Annotated in this window: 15 protein-coding genes; 8 read left to right on the forward strand and 7 right to left on the reverse strand. The window is 68.4% G+C overall.

Annotated features, from left to right (window positions below; all coding sequences use genetic code 11):
- The first annotated feature begins 27 nt into the window (after positions 1–27).
- Positions 28–1,203 (forward strand): acyl-CoA dehydrogenase family protein, encoded by a 1,176-nt coding sequence (locus RKD05_RS11700; RefSeq protein ID WP_424710203.1) that lies wholly within the window; start codon positions 28–30, stop codon positions 1,201–1,203.
- A gap of 54 nt (positions 1,204–1,257) precedes the next feature.
- On the opposite strand, the gene RKD05_RS11705 is transcribed toward RKD05_RS11700, so the two are convergent.
- From RKD05_RS11705 to RKD05_RS11715, 3 genes are read right to left on the reverse strand one after another with little or no spacing between them, the layout of a single operon-like run.
- Entirely contained in the window at positions 1,258–1,671 is a 414-nt protein-coding gene (locus tag RKD05_RS11705; protein WP_424710205.1) for a Zn-ribbon domain-containing OB-fold protein, read from the reverse strand.
- A gap of 4 nt (positions 1,672–1,675) precedes the next feature.
- On the reverse strand, positions 1,676–2,863 hold the full coding sequence (locus tag RKD05_RS11710; protein ID WP_424710207.1) for a thiolase C-terminal domain-containing protein: 1,188 nt from the start codon (positions 2,861–2,863) through the stop codon (positions 1,676–1,678).
- 54 nt (positions 2,864–2,917) lie between these two features.
- Entirely contained in the window at positions 2,918–3,694 is a 777-nt protein-coding gene (locus RKD05_RS11715) for an enoyl-CoA hydratase/isomerase family protein (protein ID WP_424710208.1), read from the reverse strand.
- A gap of 175 nt (positions 3,695–3,869) precedes the next feature.
- Between RKD05_RS11715 and RKD05_RS11720 the strand changes: the two genes are divergently transcribed.
- The 3 genes from RKD05_RS11720 to RKD05_RS11730 are packed head-to-tail and all read left to right on the forward strand — an operon-like array spanning position 3,870 to position 8,119.
- Positions 3,870–5,003 (forward strand): acyl-CoA dehydrogenase family protein, encoded by a 1,134-nt coding sequence (locus RKD05_RS11720; RefSeq protein ID WP_424710210.1) that lies wholly within the window; start codon positions 3,870–3,872, stop codon positions 5,001–5,003.
- Positions 5,000–5,971, forward strand: a complete 972-nt coding sequence (locus tag RKD05_RS11725; RefSeq protein ID WP_424710211.1) for an acyl-CoA dehydrogenase family protein — start codon at positions 5,000–5,002, stop codon at positions 5,969–5,971. The genes RKD05_RS11720 and RKD05_RS11725 overlap by 4 nt, the downstream gene beginning before the upstream one ends.
- Positions 5,972–5,998: 27 nt before the next feature.
- Positions 5,999–8,119, forward strand: a complete 2,121-nt coding sequence (locus RKD05_RS11730) for an acetate--CoA ligase family protein (protein ID WP_424710213.1) — start codon at positions 5,999–6,001, stop codon at positions 8,117–8,119.
- A 57-nt stretch (positions 8,120–8,176) separates the two neighbouring features.
- On the opposite strand, the gene RKD05_RS11735 is transcribed toward RKD05_RS11730, so the two are convergent.
- Together RKD05_RS11735 and RKD05_RS11740 are read right to left on the reverse strand one after the other, a co-directional pair.
- Complete coding sequence (locus RKD05_RS11735) at positions 8,177–8,992, reverse strand: enoyl-CoA hydratase/isomerase family protein (RefSeq protein WP_424710214.1); 816 nt, start codon at positions 8,990–8,992, stop codon at positions 8,177–8,179.
- A gap of 48 nt (positions 8,993–9,040) precedes the next feature.
- Positions 9,041–9,865 carry an acyl-CoA thioesterase gene (locus RKD05_RS11740; RefSeq protein WP_424710216.1) on the reverse strand — a complete coding sequence of 275 codons (825 nt, stop codon included), beginning with the start codon at positions 9,863–9,865 and terminating at the stop codon, positions 9,041–9,043.
- 63 nt (positions 9,866–9,928) lie between these two features.
- Here RKD05_RS11740 and RKD05_RS11745 point away from each other — a divergent pair, with 63 nt between their 5' ends.
- Entirely contained in the window at positions 9,929–10,921 is a 993-nt protein-coding gene (locus RKD05_RS11745; RefSeq protein WP_424710218.1) for an MBL fold metallo-hydrolase, read from the forward strand.
- 158 nt (positions 10,922–11,079) lie between these two features.
- Complete coding sequence (locus tag RKD05_RS11750; protein ID WP_424710220.1) at positions 11,080–12,462, forward strand: MFS transporter; 1,383 nt, start codon at positions 11,080–11,082, stop codon at positions 12,460–12,462.
- A 59-nt stretch (positions 12,463–12,521) separates the two neighbouring features.
- On the opposite strand, the gene RKD05_RS11755 is transcribed toward RKD05_RS11750, so the two are convergent.
- Both RKD05_RS11755 and RKD05_RS11760 read right to left on the reverse strand, forming a co-directional pair.
- Positions 12,522–13,232 (reverse strand): TetR/AcrR family transcriptional regulator, encoded by a 711-nt coding sequence (locus RKD05_RS11755; RefSeq protein WP_424710222.1) that lies wholly within the window; start codon positions 13,230–13,232, stop codon positions 12,522–12,524.
- A 68-nt stretch (positions 13,233–13,300) separates the two neighbouring features.
- The gene (locus RKD05_RS11760) at positions 13,301–14,239 is read right to left on the reverse strand and encodes a 3,4-dioxygenase subunit beta (protein ID WP_424710224.1); all 939 of its coding nucleotides are present in this window, start codon (positions 14,237–14,239) and stop codon (positions 13,301–13,303) included.
- A 181-nt stretch (positions 14,240–14,420) separates the two neighbouring features.
- Here RKD05_RS11760 and RKD05_RS11765 point away from each other — a divergent pair, with 181 nt between their 5' ends.
- Entirely contained in the window at positions 14,421–14,858 is a 438-nt protein-coding gene (locus RKD05_RS11765) for a VOC family protein (RefSeq protein WP_424710225.1), read from the forward strand.
- A gap of 71 nt (positions 14,859–14,929) precedes the next feature.
- Positions 14,930–15,193: a ribbon-helix-helix domain-containing protein gene (locus RKD05_RS11770; protein WP_424710227.1), complete on the forward strand. Its 264-nt coding sequence runs from the start codon at positions 14,930–14,932 to the stop codon at positions 15,191–15,193.
- The last annotated feature ends 194 nt before the right edge of the window (positions 15,194–15,387 follow it).

The raw sequence follows: 15,387 nt of genomic DNA on the forward strand, positions 1-15,387 counted from the left end.
CCACCGCACAGCACCCAGGAGACCCTCATGGATTTCAGCTCTCTCGACCCGGACGGTCGTCATCGGGCCTTCGTCGAGGACGTGCGAGCGTTCCTCGCCGAGCACGTCACCGAGGAGGTGCGCGAGACCGAACGGCGTACGGGCGACGGCTACAACCGCGAGTTCTACCGTGCCTTGGGCTCGCGCGGCTGGATCCGGCCCGAGCTTCCCCGCGAACGGGGTGGTGCCGGCCTCGACCGCTCGGAGGTGGCGATCCTGCGGGCCGAGTTGGAGCGCGCGAAGGCCCCGACCCGTCAGTTGAGCACGATCCGCCTGGTGAGCCCGGCCATCGAGCAGTACGGGCAGAGCCCCTTGCGGGAGCAGGTGCTGGACGGGATCGCGCGGGGCGAGGTGTGCCTCTCGCTCGGCTTCACCGAACCCCAGGGCGGCTCCGATGTCGCGAGTGCCCGGCTGCGTGCCACGCGGGACGGCGACGAGTGGACGATCTCGGGCTCCAAGATGTTCACGACGAACGGTCACCAGGCGGACTACTGCTTCCTGCTCACCCGCACCGACCCCACCGTCGGCAAGCACAAGGGGCTGACGATGTTCCTCATGCCCCTGAAGATCCCGGGCGTGGAGGCGCAGGGGATCTTCACGTTCAGCGGTGAGCGCACCAACATGATGTTCTACGACGATGCGCGCATCTCCGATGTGCACCGTCTCGGGGAGGTCAACGGCGGCTGGTCGGTGCTGCGCGGTCCCCTCGACGCGGAGCACGGCCTGGGCGGAATGGTCAACGACGGGCTCGACGCGCTGCCGATGGGGCCGGCCTTCCTCTACGAGGCGCGGGACGCGCTGGATGCCGCGCTCGACTGGGCCGAGGCGACGGGGTCGATCGGGGACGGCGCCGTCGTGGATCGCCTGGCGGATGCCATCGCTCTGTCGGAAGCGGCCTACGCGACCGACGGCGCCAGTGGGCGCGTGCTGGGCGCCGAGGCCCTCGACCGCATCGGCGCCGAGCTGATCTCGCTGATCGGACCGGAGGCGCTTCTCGAGGACGAGGCCGCCGACGGGGGGATGGCGGACTTCGCGTATCGCTACGCGCAGGGCACGAAGACCTACGGCGGTGCCATCGGGGTGTTCCGCACGGTGATCGCCCAGCACGAGCTGGGTCTGCCCCGCATGGAGCTGCCGGGGAGTCGCGCGTTCCTCACGAAGTGACGGATGCGCAGTGAAGCGCCCGGGGCCTCGGCCCCGGGCGCTTCACCGTTGGCGTCAGGCCACTTCGAAGTTCAGCACGGTCCAGTCGCCGAGTTCGTCGTACCGTACCCGGACGGGCATGTCGATGCGGACGTCCTCGGGGGCGACCCCGTGCAGACGACCGATCATGCGGAAGCCCTCGGACATCGTGACGTGCACGATCGTGTAGGGCGCGTCCGGCTGATACGCCGGGGTGGGGGCCCGCCGGATGGTGGTGTGGGTGTAAACGGTGCCGGTGCCCTCGATCGGTTCCCAGGTCCACTCTCCCGAGAAGCAGCGATTGCAGATCTCCTTCGGGATGTAGCGGAACGTGCCGCACTGCGCGCACTTCTGCACCTTTACGGCGTGCTCGCGCAGCGAGTCCCAGTAGGGCATGTGCCAGCTGGGGATACCGGTGGGCAGCAGCTTGTCTGTCGTTGCATCGGTCATGAGATCACGCCCTTCCCAGGATCGCGGAGTAGTTGTTCTGCATGGCGCCGCCGACGCCGTTCACGTAGCCGAGTTCGGCACCGGCGACCTGACGGTCGCCCGCCTCGCCGCGCAGCTGCTCGACGACCTCGATGAGGGTGAAGAGGCCCGCCATCCCGGCGTGGCTGAACGACAGGAATCCGCCCGCTGTGTTGGTGGGCAGGGCACCGTCGAGGCGCAGGGCACCGGTCTCGACGAAGGGACCGGACTCGCCCACGCCGCAGAAGCCCGCCGCCTCGAGTCCGAACAGCACGTTGATCGTGAAGTGGTCGCCGATGCCGGCGACGTCGATGTCGTCGCGACCGACGCCGGCGAGATCGAACGCCGTGTCCGCCGCGACCTTCGCGGCCGGGAACACCGCCAGCGATGGCGAGGCGTTCGGGTCGATGTGACTGTGTCCCTCGCCGTATCCGAGGAGCTCGATCGGAACGTGCCGCCCGTCGCGCGCACGCTCGAGCGTCGTGACGACGTACGCGCCCGCCCCCTGGTTGATCGCGCAGCAGTCGAGCATGTGCAGCGGATCGGCGATCAGTCGGGAGTTGACCACGTCGTCGACGGTGATCTCGCCGCGGTGGCCGTGGAACGACAGCGGGTGGCGCACGGCGCCCTGGCGTTGCGCGACCGCCACTTCCGCGAGTTGGGCAGGGGTCGTGCCGAACTCGTGCATGTGACGCGTCGCGAGCTGGGCGTAGTCCGACACCCGCGTGGTTCCGTAGATGAACTCGTAGGTCCCGCTGAGCATCGCCATCATCTTGATGGCCTCATCGCGATTCGCGCTGGCGTACCCCTCGGCCTGGCCGGCGGCGGCCGTGACGACGAGAACCGCCTCGGCGAGCCCGGCCGACACCGCGTAGGCGGCGAGGTTGATCGCGCCGCCCGCGGCGGCGGCTCCGATGCTGTTGCGGGCGTGGAAGCGCAGCGGCTTCCCGAGCAGGTCGTACCCGAACGCTGCTCCGGGCAGCTGTTCGCGGATGCCGACGCCCTCGGGGCCGTCGCCTATCAGGCCGTCGATGTCGGCGAGCGTGAGGCCGGCGTCAACGCACGCGGCTTTCGCCGCCTCCATCCAGGCGATCGGCTGGATCTGATCGGACAGATCCCCCTGCTTCGACTGATAGACGCCGGCGACCGCGGCTCTGCGGTTCTGGAATGGCATTCTCTCTCCTTCTTCTCGTGATCGTGCGGTGATGGATGCGACCGAGCCGGCGCCTCAGAACCCGGGGACCTTCGGCCACCCGTCCGAGAACGTCGCCTCTCGCTTCTCGGCGAAGGCCCGCGGCCCCTCCAGGACGTCGCCCGAGAGCAGCACGCGGTGGACCACCGCCTCGTAGTAGGCCTGCTGTTCCGCCTGCTGCAGGTTGCGCCAGTACTTCAGGACCTGCTTGCTGCCCCACACGGCTGCCGGCGAACTTTGCGCGATCGCCCGCGCCTTGGCGAGGGCCGCGTCGAGCAGTTCCTCACGCGGCACGATCCGTTGCACCAGTCCCAGGGCGTAGGCGCGCTCGGCGGGCAGGCGTTCCGCGGCCAGGAGCAGGTCAGCGGCGACGCCGTAGGGGAGCACCCGGGGGAGGACGTTGACGGCGATTCCCGCCAGGATGCCGCGTTTGACCTCGAACACGCCGAACCAGGCCTCGGGGGTGGCGATGCGGATGTCGCAGCAGAGCGAGAGTTCCATGCCGCCGGCGACCGCGAGGCCGTTGACGGCGGCGATGACCGGCTTCTCCGTCGCGGCGATGCCCGCGATGTCGGGGCCGGGTGAGACGGGCAACCCGCCGCCCGAGGCGGCGCTCGAGGCCATCTCCTTCAGGTCTGCTCCCGCGCAGAAGGCACGATCGCCGGCGCCCGTGATGATGGCGACCCGCTGGGCGGCATCCTCCCGGAACTCCTTCATCGCGGCCGTGAGTTCGCTGATCAGACCGCTGCTCATGGAGTTCATCGCCTCGGGGCGGTTGAGCGTGATGATCGTCGTGCTCTCCTGCTTATCCACGACTATTTCGGACATCTGCAGTTCTCCCTGTGTCGTCGTTGACGTCGGCATGTGCGCCGCAGGTGGAACCCTGCGTCGGCTCATAGTACCCTTATCGTAATGCTTACGGGATATGATTAGATAAGCATCACCGCGAAGCAGGCGTCAGAGACGACGCCGACGACTGGAGAAGACGATGAAGTTGATTCCCGATGCGGACTCCGCACGCTTCCGTGAGGAGGCGCGCACCTGGCTGGAGGAGAACGTCCCTCGCGAGCCGCGCCCTTCCGGAGGTGAGGCGCTCAAAGAGTTCGACCAGGAGTGGCAGCGACGACAGTTCGCCGGGGGCTGGGCGGGCATCGACTGGGACGTCGAGTACGGCGGTCGTGGCCTCTCGCTCCTGGAGCAGGTCGTCTGGTACGAAGAGCTCGTACGGGCCGGTGCTCCCCGCGAGTCCGTCTTCGCGGTCGCGTTCGGGCATGCGGGGCCGACGTTGATCATGCGCGGCAACGAGCAGCAGAAGGAGTTCTACCTTCCCCGGATCCTCCGCGGCGAGACGCCGTGGAGTCAGGGCTTCTCGGAGCCGGGTTCCGGCTCCGACCTGGCCTCGCTCTCCACGCGGGCCGTCGTCGACGGCGACGAACTGGTGGTCACCGGGTCGAAGATCTGGACGAGCTACGGCGAATACGGCGACTATGGCGAGGTGCTGGTGCGCACCAATCCCGAGGCGCAGAAGCACAAGGGAATCACGTGGCTCATCATGCCGATGCACCTGCCGGGGATCGACATCCGGCCGATCCGCTCGATCGACGGCTTCCCGCACAACTGCGAGGTCTTCTACGACGAAGTGCGCGTCCCCCTGGCCAACGTGGTCGATCGGGTGGACAACGGCTGGTCGGTCGCGATGTCCACTCTCTCCGCCGAGCGGGGGCCGGGATTCCTCGACCACCGTCTCTCCTACATCCGTGCCGTCGATGATCTCATCGAGGTGGCGCGCGACAACGGGCGGCTCCGAGACCCCGCCATCGCCGATCGGCTCGCGCAAGCGCGTGCCGCGACCGCCGCGCTGAGGTCGATGGCCTACTACCAGGTGACGTCGACCACGAAGGGAGCGCAGCCGGGGCCGGAGACGACCGCCATCCGTACCTTCTTCGTGCAGGTGCAGCAAGAGGTCGCCCGCCTGGCGCTCGACATCGTCGACACCGCCGTCCTGGAGTGGTCGCACACCACCCGCGAGTGGCTCGCGGACTTCAGTGCGACGATCGCCGGCGGCACGATCGACATCCAACGAAACGTCATCGGCGAACGAGTGATGGGACTGCCGCGATGATCACCCTGGTACCTGACGAAGAACAGCGCGAGATCGCGAAGTCCGTCTCCGACTTCCTGGAGAAGTCGGTGACGATCGCGACGGTGCGCGAGCAATCGCTGACGCCCGACGGCGTGAGCGAGGACCTGTGGGCGAGCTATGCCGACCTCGGCTGGCTGGCCCTCGGTGTGCCCGAGGAGGTGGGCGGGGTCGGACTCGGTGTCGCCGAGGAGATGCTCCTGTTCGTCGAACTCGGCCGTCGCCTGGCGCCGGGGCCGCTGCGCACGACCATCCTGGCCGCGCGCATCGCCGCCGCGGCCGGGCGGGAGGACCTCGTCGCGGAGCTCGTGTCGGGGGAGCGCCGCGCCGGTATCGCCGTGGGTGACCTCGTCGTCGACGCTCGGCCCGGAGATCTCCTGGTCGTCCTGACCGAGACGACCGGCTCCCTCGTCGAGGTGGCCGCGACCGAACCGGTCGACGGCGTCGACCCGACCACTCGCGTCGCGCGTGCGACGCGAGGCGCGACCGCCGTGGAGGTGGACGGGCCGTTCCTGACCATCGCCCGCATCCACGCGGCCGCCGAGTTGCTCGGCGTCATCGAGGCGGTGCGCGACATGTCCGCGTTCTATGCGCAGACCCGGCAGCAGTTCGGTGTGCCCATCGGGACGTTCCAGGCTGTGAAGCACCGCTGCGCCGACATGGCGGTCGCCGCCTACGCCGTGCGCTCGCAGGTCGCGTTCGCCGCCGTGAAGTTCGACGCCGGTGAGCCGGACGCGTCGTTCCAGGCGGCGTCCGCCTACGCTCTCGCCGCTCGCCACGCACAGAAGTCCACCGCCGACAACATCCAGAATCACGGCGGCATCGGGTTCACCTGGGAGCAGGACAGCCACCTGTTCCTCAAGCGCGCCCACCTCCTCAGCCGGCTGCTCGGCGTTCTCCGCGACACCTACGAGGTGGTCCTGGAGCCCCCGCGCAACGACTTCATCTGATTCCCGCTTTCGACGAAAGGGACAGCGTTGTCCGACGGAAACATCCCCGAGCAGCCGCGCACCGGCTATCTCGACCTGAACCGGATCGCGCATCCGCGGACGGTCGCGGTGGTCGGTGTGAGCGATACGTCCGCCTACGCGGCGGGCGTGCGAGCCACCCTGGCCGAGTCCTCGGCAGAACTCTTCTTCGTGCACCCCAAGGTCGACCAGGCGTTCGGGCACCCCGTGTACCGCAGCCTGCGGGAGATCGGTGTGCCGATCGATGTCGTCTTCAGCGCGACGTCCGCGAGGCCGTTGGTGCAGACGGCGATCGAGGGTGCCGAACTGGGCATCGGCGGCATCGCGACGCTCGCCGCCGGATTCGCCGAGATCGGCGGGGAGGGGATCGAGCTCAGTCGCCAGCTGGTGGATGCCGCTCGCGCGGGCGGTTTCCCGATCGTCGGTCCGAACGGCGTCGGCATGATCAACGTCAACGAGGGCAATTGGCTGACGATGCTGCCCCGATGGCCGGCACGCGCCGGAGGGATCTCCGCGGTCACGCACAGCGGCGGCACCATCGAGGCTCTCGGCGGCGCGGCCGCCCGCCCCGGCGGGCCGGGCTTCAACCTCATGTTCTCGGCCGGGAACGAGCCGGTCACGGACATGGCCGACTACACCCGTTTTCTCGCGGAGGACCCGCTCACGAAGGTCATCGTCCTGGTGGTGGAGAAGATCCGTCGGCCCGAAGAGTTCTTCGCAGCTGCGGCGCTCGCGCGGGAGAACGGGAAGGCGATCATCGCCGTCAAGCTCGGGCGCAGTGCCCGCGCGCAGCGCCTCGCCGCCTCCCACACGGGGGCGATCGTGGGCGACACGTGGACGTACGACGTCGCCTTCCGCCAGGCCGGGATCCAGCTGGCCGGCGACATCGATGAGGCGATCGACCGGGCGCAGCTCCTGGAGCGCGTTCCCCCGCAGCGGTGGATTCCGGTCAAGGGCGTGACCGTGCTGACCGCGACGGGCGGGTTCGCCCAGATGGCGGCCGACCTCGCCGAGGTCGAGCAGGTCGACATGCCGGAGCTCACGCAGCTCGAGCCCTTCGTGAAGGAGAACATCCCCGGGGGCGATGCGGCGAACCCCCTGGACACGACCGTCTTCGGGCTCATGCAGCCGGGCCTGTGGGAGACGATCCTGCGCACCTATTCCGCGGAGGATGATGTGGACGCGCTCGTCTATCCCAGTCAGTTCGCGGACTGGGACGAGTACGCCGGACCTCCGTCCGTGCGCGTTCTTGCGGATGTCGCCGCCACGTCGGACAAGTTGTTCGTCGTCGCCCCCGTCGCGGGACGTCCGGGCGCGTGGCTCGAGGCGTTCGAGAGCGACAACCTCGTGGTCACGAACGGGCCGCGCGGGTTCATGCGAGGGCTTCACACCATGGGCGCGGTCGCGCGCACCCGCCGTGACGCTCGAGTCGCGGCCGCATCCGCGGTCGCGCCGAGCGCTGCGCCGGCGGGCACCCGGCTGTCCGTCGCCGAGGGGGCCATGCTGGGCTTCGACGCGACGATGCGGATGCTGACGGAGGCGGGAATCGCTGTCGCGCCCTACCAGATCGTGGAGAGCGCTGCCGAGGCGGATCCGTCGTTCGATGGTCCCTATGTCGTCAAGCTCGCGGACGTCGCGCATCGCACGGAGCACAACGCCGTGCGCGTGCGGGTGTCCCGTGAGGGCATCGCCGACGCCATCGCCGATCTGCAGCGGATAGCGGCCGCGGACGGTCTCCCGCCGACGATCGCCATCCAGGCGATGGTGGACGGGCACGGCGAGGCGTTCATCGGCATCACGGGCCGCTCCGAGCTGGGCCCCGTCGTGGTCTTCGGGCTGGGCGGCGTCTTCGTCGAGGTGTTCAAGAGGGTGGGCGGTCGCATGGCGCCGTTCACCGAGCAGGACGCGCGGGAGTTGCTCGCCGAGTTCGACGATCTCGGGGTGCTGGACGGTCATCGCGGGAAGGCGGCCTGGGATCGGGATGCCATCGTCGCCACGCTCCTGTCCGCCAGCGCTCTGGCGGCCTCGGGCCGGGAGTGGATCGATTCGATCGACATCAACCCGCTCATCATCACGCCGGACGGCCCGGTGGCCGTCGACGGCCTGGCACTGCTGCACGAGGAGGACTGACCCGCGAGAAGGGGCGGGTGGCCGCGAACGTGCGGCCACCCACCCCTTCTCCTGCGCTCAGCTCATGGTCCACCGGGGAGCGCGCTTCTCGGCGAATGCCCGCGGACCCTCGCGCATGTCGTCCGTCTGGGCGATCGCACGGGTGTACATGTCGGAGAGCTGCCACTGTGCATCCACGGGGAGGTCGCGTCCACCGCGGACGATGCGCTTGATGAACTGCACCGCCAGAGGCGCACACGCGAGGATCTCCTCCGCGATGGCGGTCGCGCGGTCGAACAGTGCCTCACGATCGGGCACCAGCTCCTGCACCAGTCCGATCTGGTGCGCACGCTCGGCCGTGATCGGGGTGCCCGTGAGTTGCATCCGGAGGGCCTCGCCGAGCGGGATCATCCGCGACAGGTTGATCAGCCCGGGGCCGGCGAGCAGGCTCCGGCGGGGTTCGGGGAGCCCGAAACTGGAAGAGGTCGTGGCGAGGCGGATGTCGCTGTACAACGCGAGTTCGAACCCGCCCGCGAGGCAGTAGCCGTCGATCGCGGCGATCACGGGCTTGGGCGTGCGGTCGATGCCGATGAACCCCGGGATGTCCCGTCGCACGGCCGTCTCCGGGTCGGGCGTCCACGGGCTCGTGGTCGCGTCGGCCGTTGCCGCGGTCTGCGACATCTCCTTCAGATCTGCGCCCGCCGAGAAGGCGCGTCCTCCTGCGCCGGTCAGGATGGCGACCAGCGCGTCGTCGTCCCGGGTGAACTCGCCCATCGCTTCGTCGAGTTCGTGCCGCAGGCGCACGCTCAGTGCGTTCATGGCCTCCGGCCGGTCGAGGGTGATCGTGACGACGCGCCTCGATTTCTCGTAGCGGAGTATGTCGGAACCGGCCATGGGAGCCTCCTATATCGTCATTGATACCGAAAGCCCAACCATATCGCTCTACCTCGGCCTCTGCACACGCATGAGGCCCTCCTGGACCGACGACGCCACGAGCGTGCCGTCGGGCGTGTAGAAGTACCCGTACGCGAGACCTCGGCTGCCCGAGGTGCGCGGGCTCTCGCAGATGTACAGCAGCCAGTCGTCCACGCGGGCGGGGACGTGCCACCACAGTGCATGATCCAGGCTCGTGGCCATCACGCCCTCACCGAGGAGGTCGTGCCGCAGGAGTGCGGGGAGGAAGAGCTCGAAGTCGCTCAGATAGGCGAGCGCAGCCGCGTGGAAGAGCGGATCGTCCGGCATCGGAGAGGTGGCCCGCAACCAGACGCCGCGGCGCGCCGTGTCCGGATCGGACAGCAGGTCGGCGGGGATGCGGCGGATGTCGAAGGAGGACTCCAGCCCGGATCGATACGTGCTCCCGTGCGCGGGGTCCAGGCTCTCGGGTGCCGGGATCCGTGGGGGAGCGCCGCGTTGATGCGAGGCGCCGGTCTCGCGGGCGTGGAAGGAGACGCTCGCGTGCAGGATCGGGTCGTCCGTGCCTTGGAATGCCTCGACTCGCCTGTTCGCGAAGGAGCGGCCGTCTCGCACGTCCTCGACGACGTAGTCCACGGAGCGATCGAAGCGCCCCGGTGTCAGGAAGTAGGCGTGCAGGGAGTGCGGCTGCTTGTTCGGCACCGTCCGTCCGGCGGCCGCGACGGCCTGCCCAAGGAGTTGGCCACCGTAGAGCCACCCGGCGTCGCGCCCCTGCGAAGCGCCCGAGGTGCGGAACGGGTCCGCCGAGGGTGACAGCGTGAGCAATGTCTCGATATCGACATTGTTACCGTTCATGTTTCAGTATGTTAGCAGGCGCCTCCTCGGAGCGCCGGGTGCCGCGGGTGGTGAGGAGGCGACGTGGACGTTGTCAGTGCGCAGGAGTATGCGGCCTATCAAGCCGGAGTCGTGCCGCAGCCGGAGGAGTTCGCGGCGGGGTTGTGGTGCGTCCCGGTGTCCATGCCGTACGGATCCCTGCGATATTCGCTCAGCGTCGTGCATCTGGGTGGGCGGGGTGCCGTCACGATCGTGGACCCGGGGTGGGCGAGCGAGGGGGCGCTCGAATGGTGGGATGCGTTCCTGCGTGGCCAGGGACTCTCGCTGTCGGATGTTCGATCGGTCGTGGTGACCCACGGTCACCCCGACCACGCCGGTCTTGCCGTCGATCTGCGGGATGCGGTGGGCGCGCAGCTGGCGTGGAGCCGGCGCGAACAGGAATCGATGGTCGCGCCGCAGCGCGGTTTCGCCGAGCGTGCGCGCGGCTGGGGGCTTCCGCCCGCCGAGCTGAACGCCGTGCTCACGTCCATGTCCCGGGCGCCCGAACCGGGCGTTCCGGCGCGGGCGGACCGCGTGCTCGAGGACGGCGATCTCGTCGCCGTCGGTCCGCACGAGTTCCGCGCGCTGGTGACGCCCGGACACACGCCGGGTCATCTGTGCCTCGTGGAGCCGAGTCATCGACTCCTGCTCTCGGGGGATCACATTCTCCCCACGGTGTTCCCGGGCATCGGTCTGGCTCCCGATCCCGGAGAGGATCCGGTCGAGGACTTCCTCGTCTCGCTGGATGCCATGAGCGAGTACGACGCCTTCGAGGTCGTCCCCGGCCACGGCTATCGGTTCCGCGGATTGCGTGAGCGCCGGCTGCAGACCGATCGTCACGTTCGTCGCAGGGCGAGAGAGGTCGCGGACGTGCTGCGGCGGGAGGGTTCCCTCACCGTGTGGGAGCTGGCCCCGCGACTCACCTGGTCGGCGGGGTGGGAGAACCTCCGCGTGAGCGTGAACCTTCCGTCCGCCCTGATGCAGGTCGAGTTGTACGTCCGGCACGCCGCCCGAACTCACCCCGGAGCGGGGAAGTAGGCACCAGGAACCAAAGTCGGGATTGCGTACCGAATCAAGTACGGTAAAGTGAACCATCGTCTCACCCGACGCCGCTCCAGACCCGGTCAGCCAAAGCGGCTGAGCGACAACCTCGTTCCTTGGTCCCGCACATCGACGTGCGAAATAGAAGGTGGAAGATGGCAATGACGCCTCCCCTCGAAACCGACCTCGTATCCCGGCGAACTGCGACGCGCATCGCATTCGCGGGCTTCTTCGGCACGGTCATCGAGTATTTCGAATTCCTCTCCTACGGCTACCTGGCCGTGATCATCGCGCCCCTGTTCTTCCCCGCGGAGAACAAGTCGCTCAGCATCCTGTCGGCGTTCCTGGTCTTCGCCACGGGCTATTTCGTCCGACCGCTCGGCGGCCTCTTCTTCGGGCGTCTCGGCGACAAGCGGGGTCGCCGGACCGCGCTGATGGTGACCGTCCTCGTGATGGGTCTGTCCTCCGTCGCGCTCGGTCTTCTCCCGACGTACGCGGCGGTGGGGGTCCTCGCGCCGATCCTGCTCATCGTGGTGCGCCTCGTACAGGGGTTTTCCGCCGGCGGCGAGATCATCGGGTCGGTCACGTACCTGGCCGAGGCGGCCCCGAAGAAGTACTCGGGTCTCTTCAGCGCCATCACGCCCGCCGGTTCCACCGTCGGGGTGGGGCTCGCGGCGCTCACCGCGGCGATCGTGACCAGCACCACGAGCCCGCAACAGATGACCGAGTGGGGATGGCGCATCCCGTTCCTGCTGTGCCTGCCCCTCATGGTCGTGACGATCCTCATCCGGCTGAAGCTCGAGGACTCGCCCGAGTTCAAGCTTCTCGTGGAGAACTCGGCGATCGAGAAGACCCCGATCCGGACGGTCCTCCGCTCCTACAAGAAGCCGGTGCTCCAGGTGCTCGCGGTGGCGATGGTGATCAACATCGTCGGCGGTGTCGGCTCCACCTACATCACGACGGCGCTGATCGCGAACGCGGGATTCCCCGCCGGACAGGTGTACTTCGTGACGGCGGGGGCGGCGATCGTGTCCTTCGCCGCGATGATCGGCTCGGGGCTGCTCAGTCAGCGCATCGGCCGACGGCGAACGCTTCTCGCGTCCCTGATTCTCCTGGGGGTCTACGCGATTCCCGCCTTCATCATCCTGCGGGACACCAAGAGCATCCTGGTCGTGCTGATCGCGCTGGCGATCTGGAACCTCTTCGCCAACGCGCAGAGCCCGCCGTCGTTCGGCACCTTCGCCGCCATCTTCCCCCCGGCCATCCGTTACACCGGTGCCGCCCTGGGCTTCAACATCGGCGTGGTGCTGGGTGGCGGTCTGTCCCCCTACTTCTCGCAGCTGATGCTGACGACGACCGGCGATCAGGCGTCACCGGCCTACCTCGTCGCCGCAGCGTGCGTCGTCGGCGTCATCGTCGTGCTGACGCTGCCGAAGGGGACGAAGGCGGAGGACGAAGCCGCCACCGCGGCGCTCCTGCAGGAGACCGCGGCCTCTCCCGCGAACGAGGCGATGAGAAGGCAGCTCGACACTCCGTGAGCGAGGTCGCCGACCGGGCTCGGGGCGCCGTTCCTTCGGGGGCGGCGCCCCGAGCCGCGTCAGGCCGACGTCGAGAGCCGGTGCAGGAGGGCTTCCGCGCCGTCGCCCAGCATGGCCATGCCTGCGCTGAGCGATTCCTCGCCCGACATGTCGAGGAGGATGTCGTCCTCGGTGATGAGCTCGCTCATGAGCGGCATGCCCTCGGGGGCGAGCAGGCTCAGCTGGGCGGGGCCCTCGGGCGGGGTCTTGTTCACGTCGCGGTGGTACTCGGTGAGGATGAACCCGCGGATGTACAGGGAGTAGGACGAGATCACGTGCCACGCGGCGGCGCGAGTGAAGCCGGCCTCCACGAGGAACCCGAGGATGGATTCGATGCGCTCGAAGGCCGCGATCGTCGCCCGGCGGCCGTAGGTGTTCAGCCGGATGATGAGCAGCTCGGTGAGCAGGTTGTGGTCGCGGTGGAGCTCTCGCTGGGCGAGGGTGTATTCCTCCATGAACTGACGCCACGTCTGCGGGTCGCGTCCGTCGGGCCGGGGCAGCTCTTGCTGCATCTGGCTCATCGCGCGGGCGCTCATCTGCCGCAACAGCTCGTCCTTGCTGCGGAAGTACCAGTAGATGCTGGTCACGCCGACGTCGAGCTGCGCCGCCAGGTCCGGCATCGACAGCCCGTCGAGACCCTTCTCGGCGGCGATCTCGAAGGCCCCGTCGAGGATCTTCTCGGGCTCGACGGAGCCTCGCGCGCGTCGCTTTCTCGGGGCGGTTGCAGCCATGCGGGACCTTTCGCTCGAATTCCCCTCCAACAGTAGGGGTAACGGTAGCGTCGGGCCGCACCGCGGCGTCAGGGCTTGCGCGAGGACACCGCCGCCGAGGTCGTGGCATCCACCGCTACCGCGAGGGTTCCGACGTAGCCGTTGCTCGCGTCGCCGACGAAGCTCGCCATCTCCAGGGCGTACCCGTCGGAGAACACGTTGTCGTTGTCGATGCTCCCGAGGTCGGCGAGGTTCTCGGCCGAGCCGGTGTACGCGGAGTCGCGATAGACCGCGTCGAGCATGTCCTTCGGGAACGCCACCTGCGACGTCGCGATCTGATTCGAGACGTTCGTCGCCAACGCGGCATCCGGGTACACCTCGAAATGGATGTGGGTCCAGCGCCCGCGGTAGCAGCCGGGAACGATCGTCGTGAACGTCACGCGCCCCTGCGCATCGGCGACCTGGATGCCACGGAGGTAGGTCTCGTTCACGATGGCCTCGGAGTACATCGAGTACAGCCCTCCGGCGTCGCAGTGCCAGACGTATACGGCCGCCCCGGCGTACGCGGCGTTGCCGTTCGCGAGATCGCTCAACGTGAAGGTGAAGGTGAGCGGGATGCCCTCGGCGGTCGCACCCCCGTCGAGGCTCGAGCGGATGTCGCTGCGCAGCATGCCCGAGCGCTCGAGCACGTTCACGTTCGCGGTTCCGTCGGCGGGGTAGGGGCCGTTCGTCTCCTTGGGGATCTCCTCCGTCGCGAAGGATGCGGGGGATGCCGAGGCCGTCGGTGTGGCGCTGGCCGTGGGTGAAGGCGTTGTGGTGACAGCGGCCTCGCTCTGCGGCGTGCACGCGGCGAGGATCGTCGCACCCGCGCCCAGGCCGACGAGCCCCAGGAGTCCGCGGCGGCCCACCATCGTCCGCAGGTCGAACCCGGCGCCCTGGTCCACCACTTCGTCGTCGGGCCGGTCGAGCGGGCGCCCCTCGTACGCCGGGCCGGAGGGCGTCTGCTCGGGTTCGGGGATGCGGTTCATATCGGACTCCTGGATGCCGGTCGGTCGGGGACTCCGTCAGCATCACGGCCGCGCCCTCATGGCATCCTCACCGTTCCTATGTCCGGTCTATGAGAGGTGCGGATGCGCTCACGGCCTTCTCACCGCACCCTCTCCGGTCTACGGTGAGAACGAATAGCTCCTCTCCGCGAAGGATGCCGTCATGTCCACGTCGCTCGTCGTCTACATCTCGTTCGCCGGCCACGCCCGTGAGGCGATGACCTTCTACCAGTCGGTGTTCGGCGGTGACCTGCAGATCGCGACGTTCGCCGACTTCGGAATGCCCGACGCCCCCGCCGACGGGGTCATGCACTCGGAGCTCCGCGCCGAGGGGTTCACGGTCATGGGAGCGGATGCCTTCGGCGAGCCGGCCGAGGGATGGGGAAAGAACCGCGTGCACGCCGCGTTCATGAGCGACGAGATCGATCGCGTCGCCGGGTTCTACGACCGGTTCGTCGAACAGGGCTCGGAGGTCGTGCAGGCCCTGGAGAAGCAGGTCTGGGGCGACTTCTACGGCGAACTCGTCGACCCGTGGGGCGTGGCCTGGATGTTCAACATCGCCGCCCCCGACGGCTGGGCGAAGAGCGGCTCCGCCGACTGAGTCCGCGGGCTGCGTTGTTGCCCCCGGCGTGAGGCCTTCACAATGCCCCAATTTCGTTTTACGATATTCGCATGAGCATGGGCGAGACAATTGATGGGCTCCCGGTTACCGAGGCTCAGATCCAGGAATGGGCTGACGAGGCGGAGGCGGGCTACGACATCGCGACGATCAAGAAGCGGGGGAGAGGTCGACCCGGTCGGGGCGCCGAGCCTGGTCAGGTCGTCGCGCTGCGATTGACCGCCGAGGAACTCTCGGCGCTGGACGCACTGGCAGCTCGGACCCACCAGAGTCGTTCGGAGCTCATCCGGGCCGCGCTCGCGGCTTACGCTGCGTGAGGGTTCATGCGTCGGCGTTGAAGCACGGCATTTCGTCAGAGGATGCGGAGCGGGCGGCGAGTTCTCCCGTTTGGATTGACTACCTCGATGACGACTCGCCGGCAAGACAACTTCGCCTTGGCTTCGACACGCAAGGGCGGTTCCTTGAGACTGTGGTTCTCGTCTTCGACAGTGGCAACGAACTCGTCATTCAC

It is taken from the genome of Microbacterium sp. SLBN-111 (assembly GCF_049739645.1).
GTDB lineage: Bacteria > Actinomycetota > Actinomycetes > Actinomycetales > Microbacteriaceae > Microbacterium.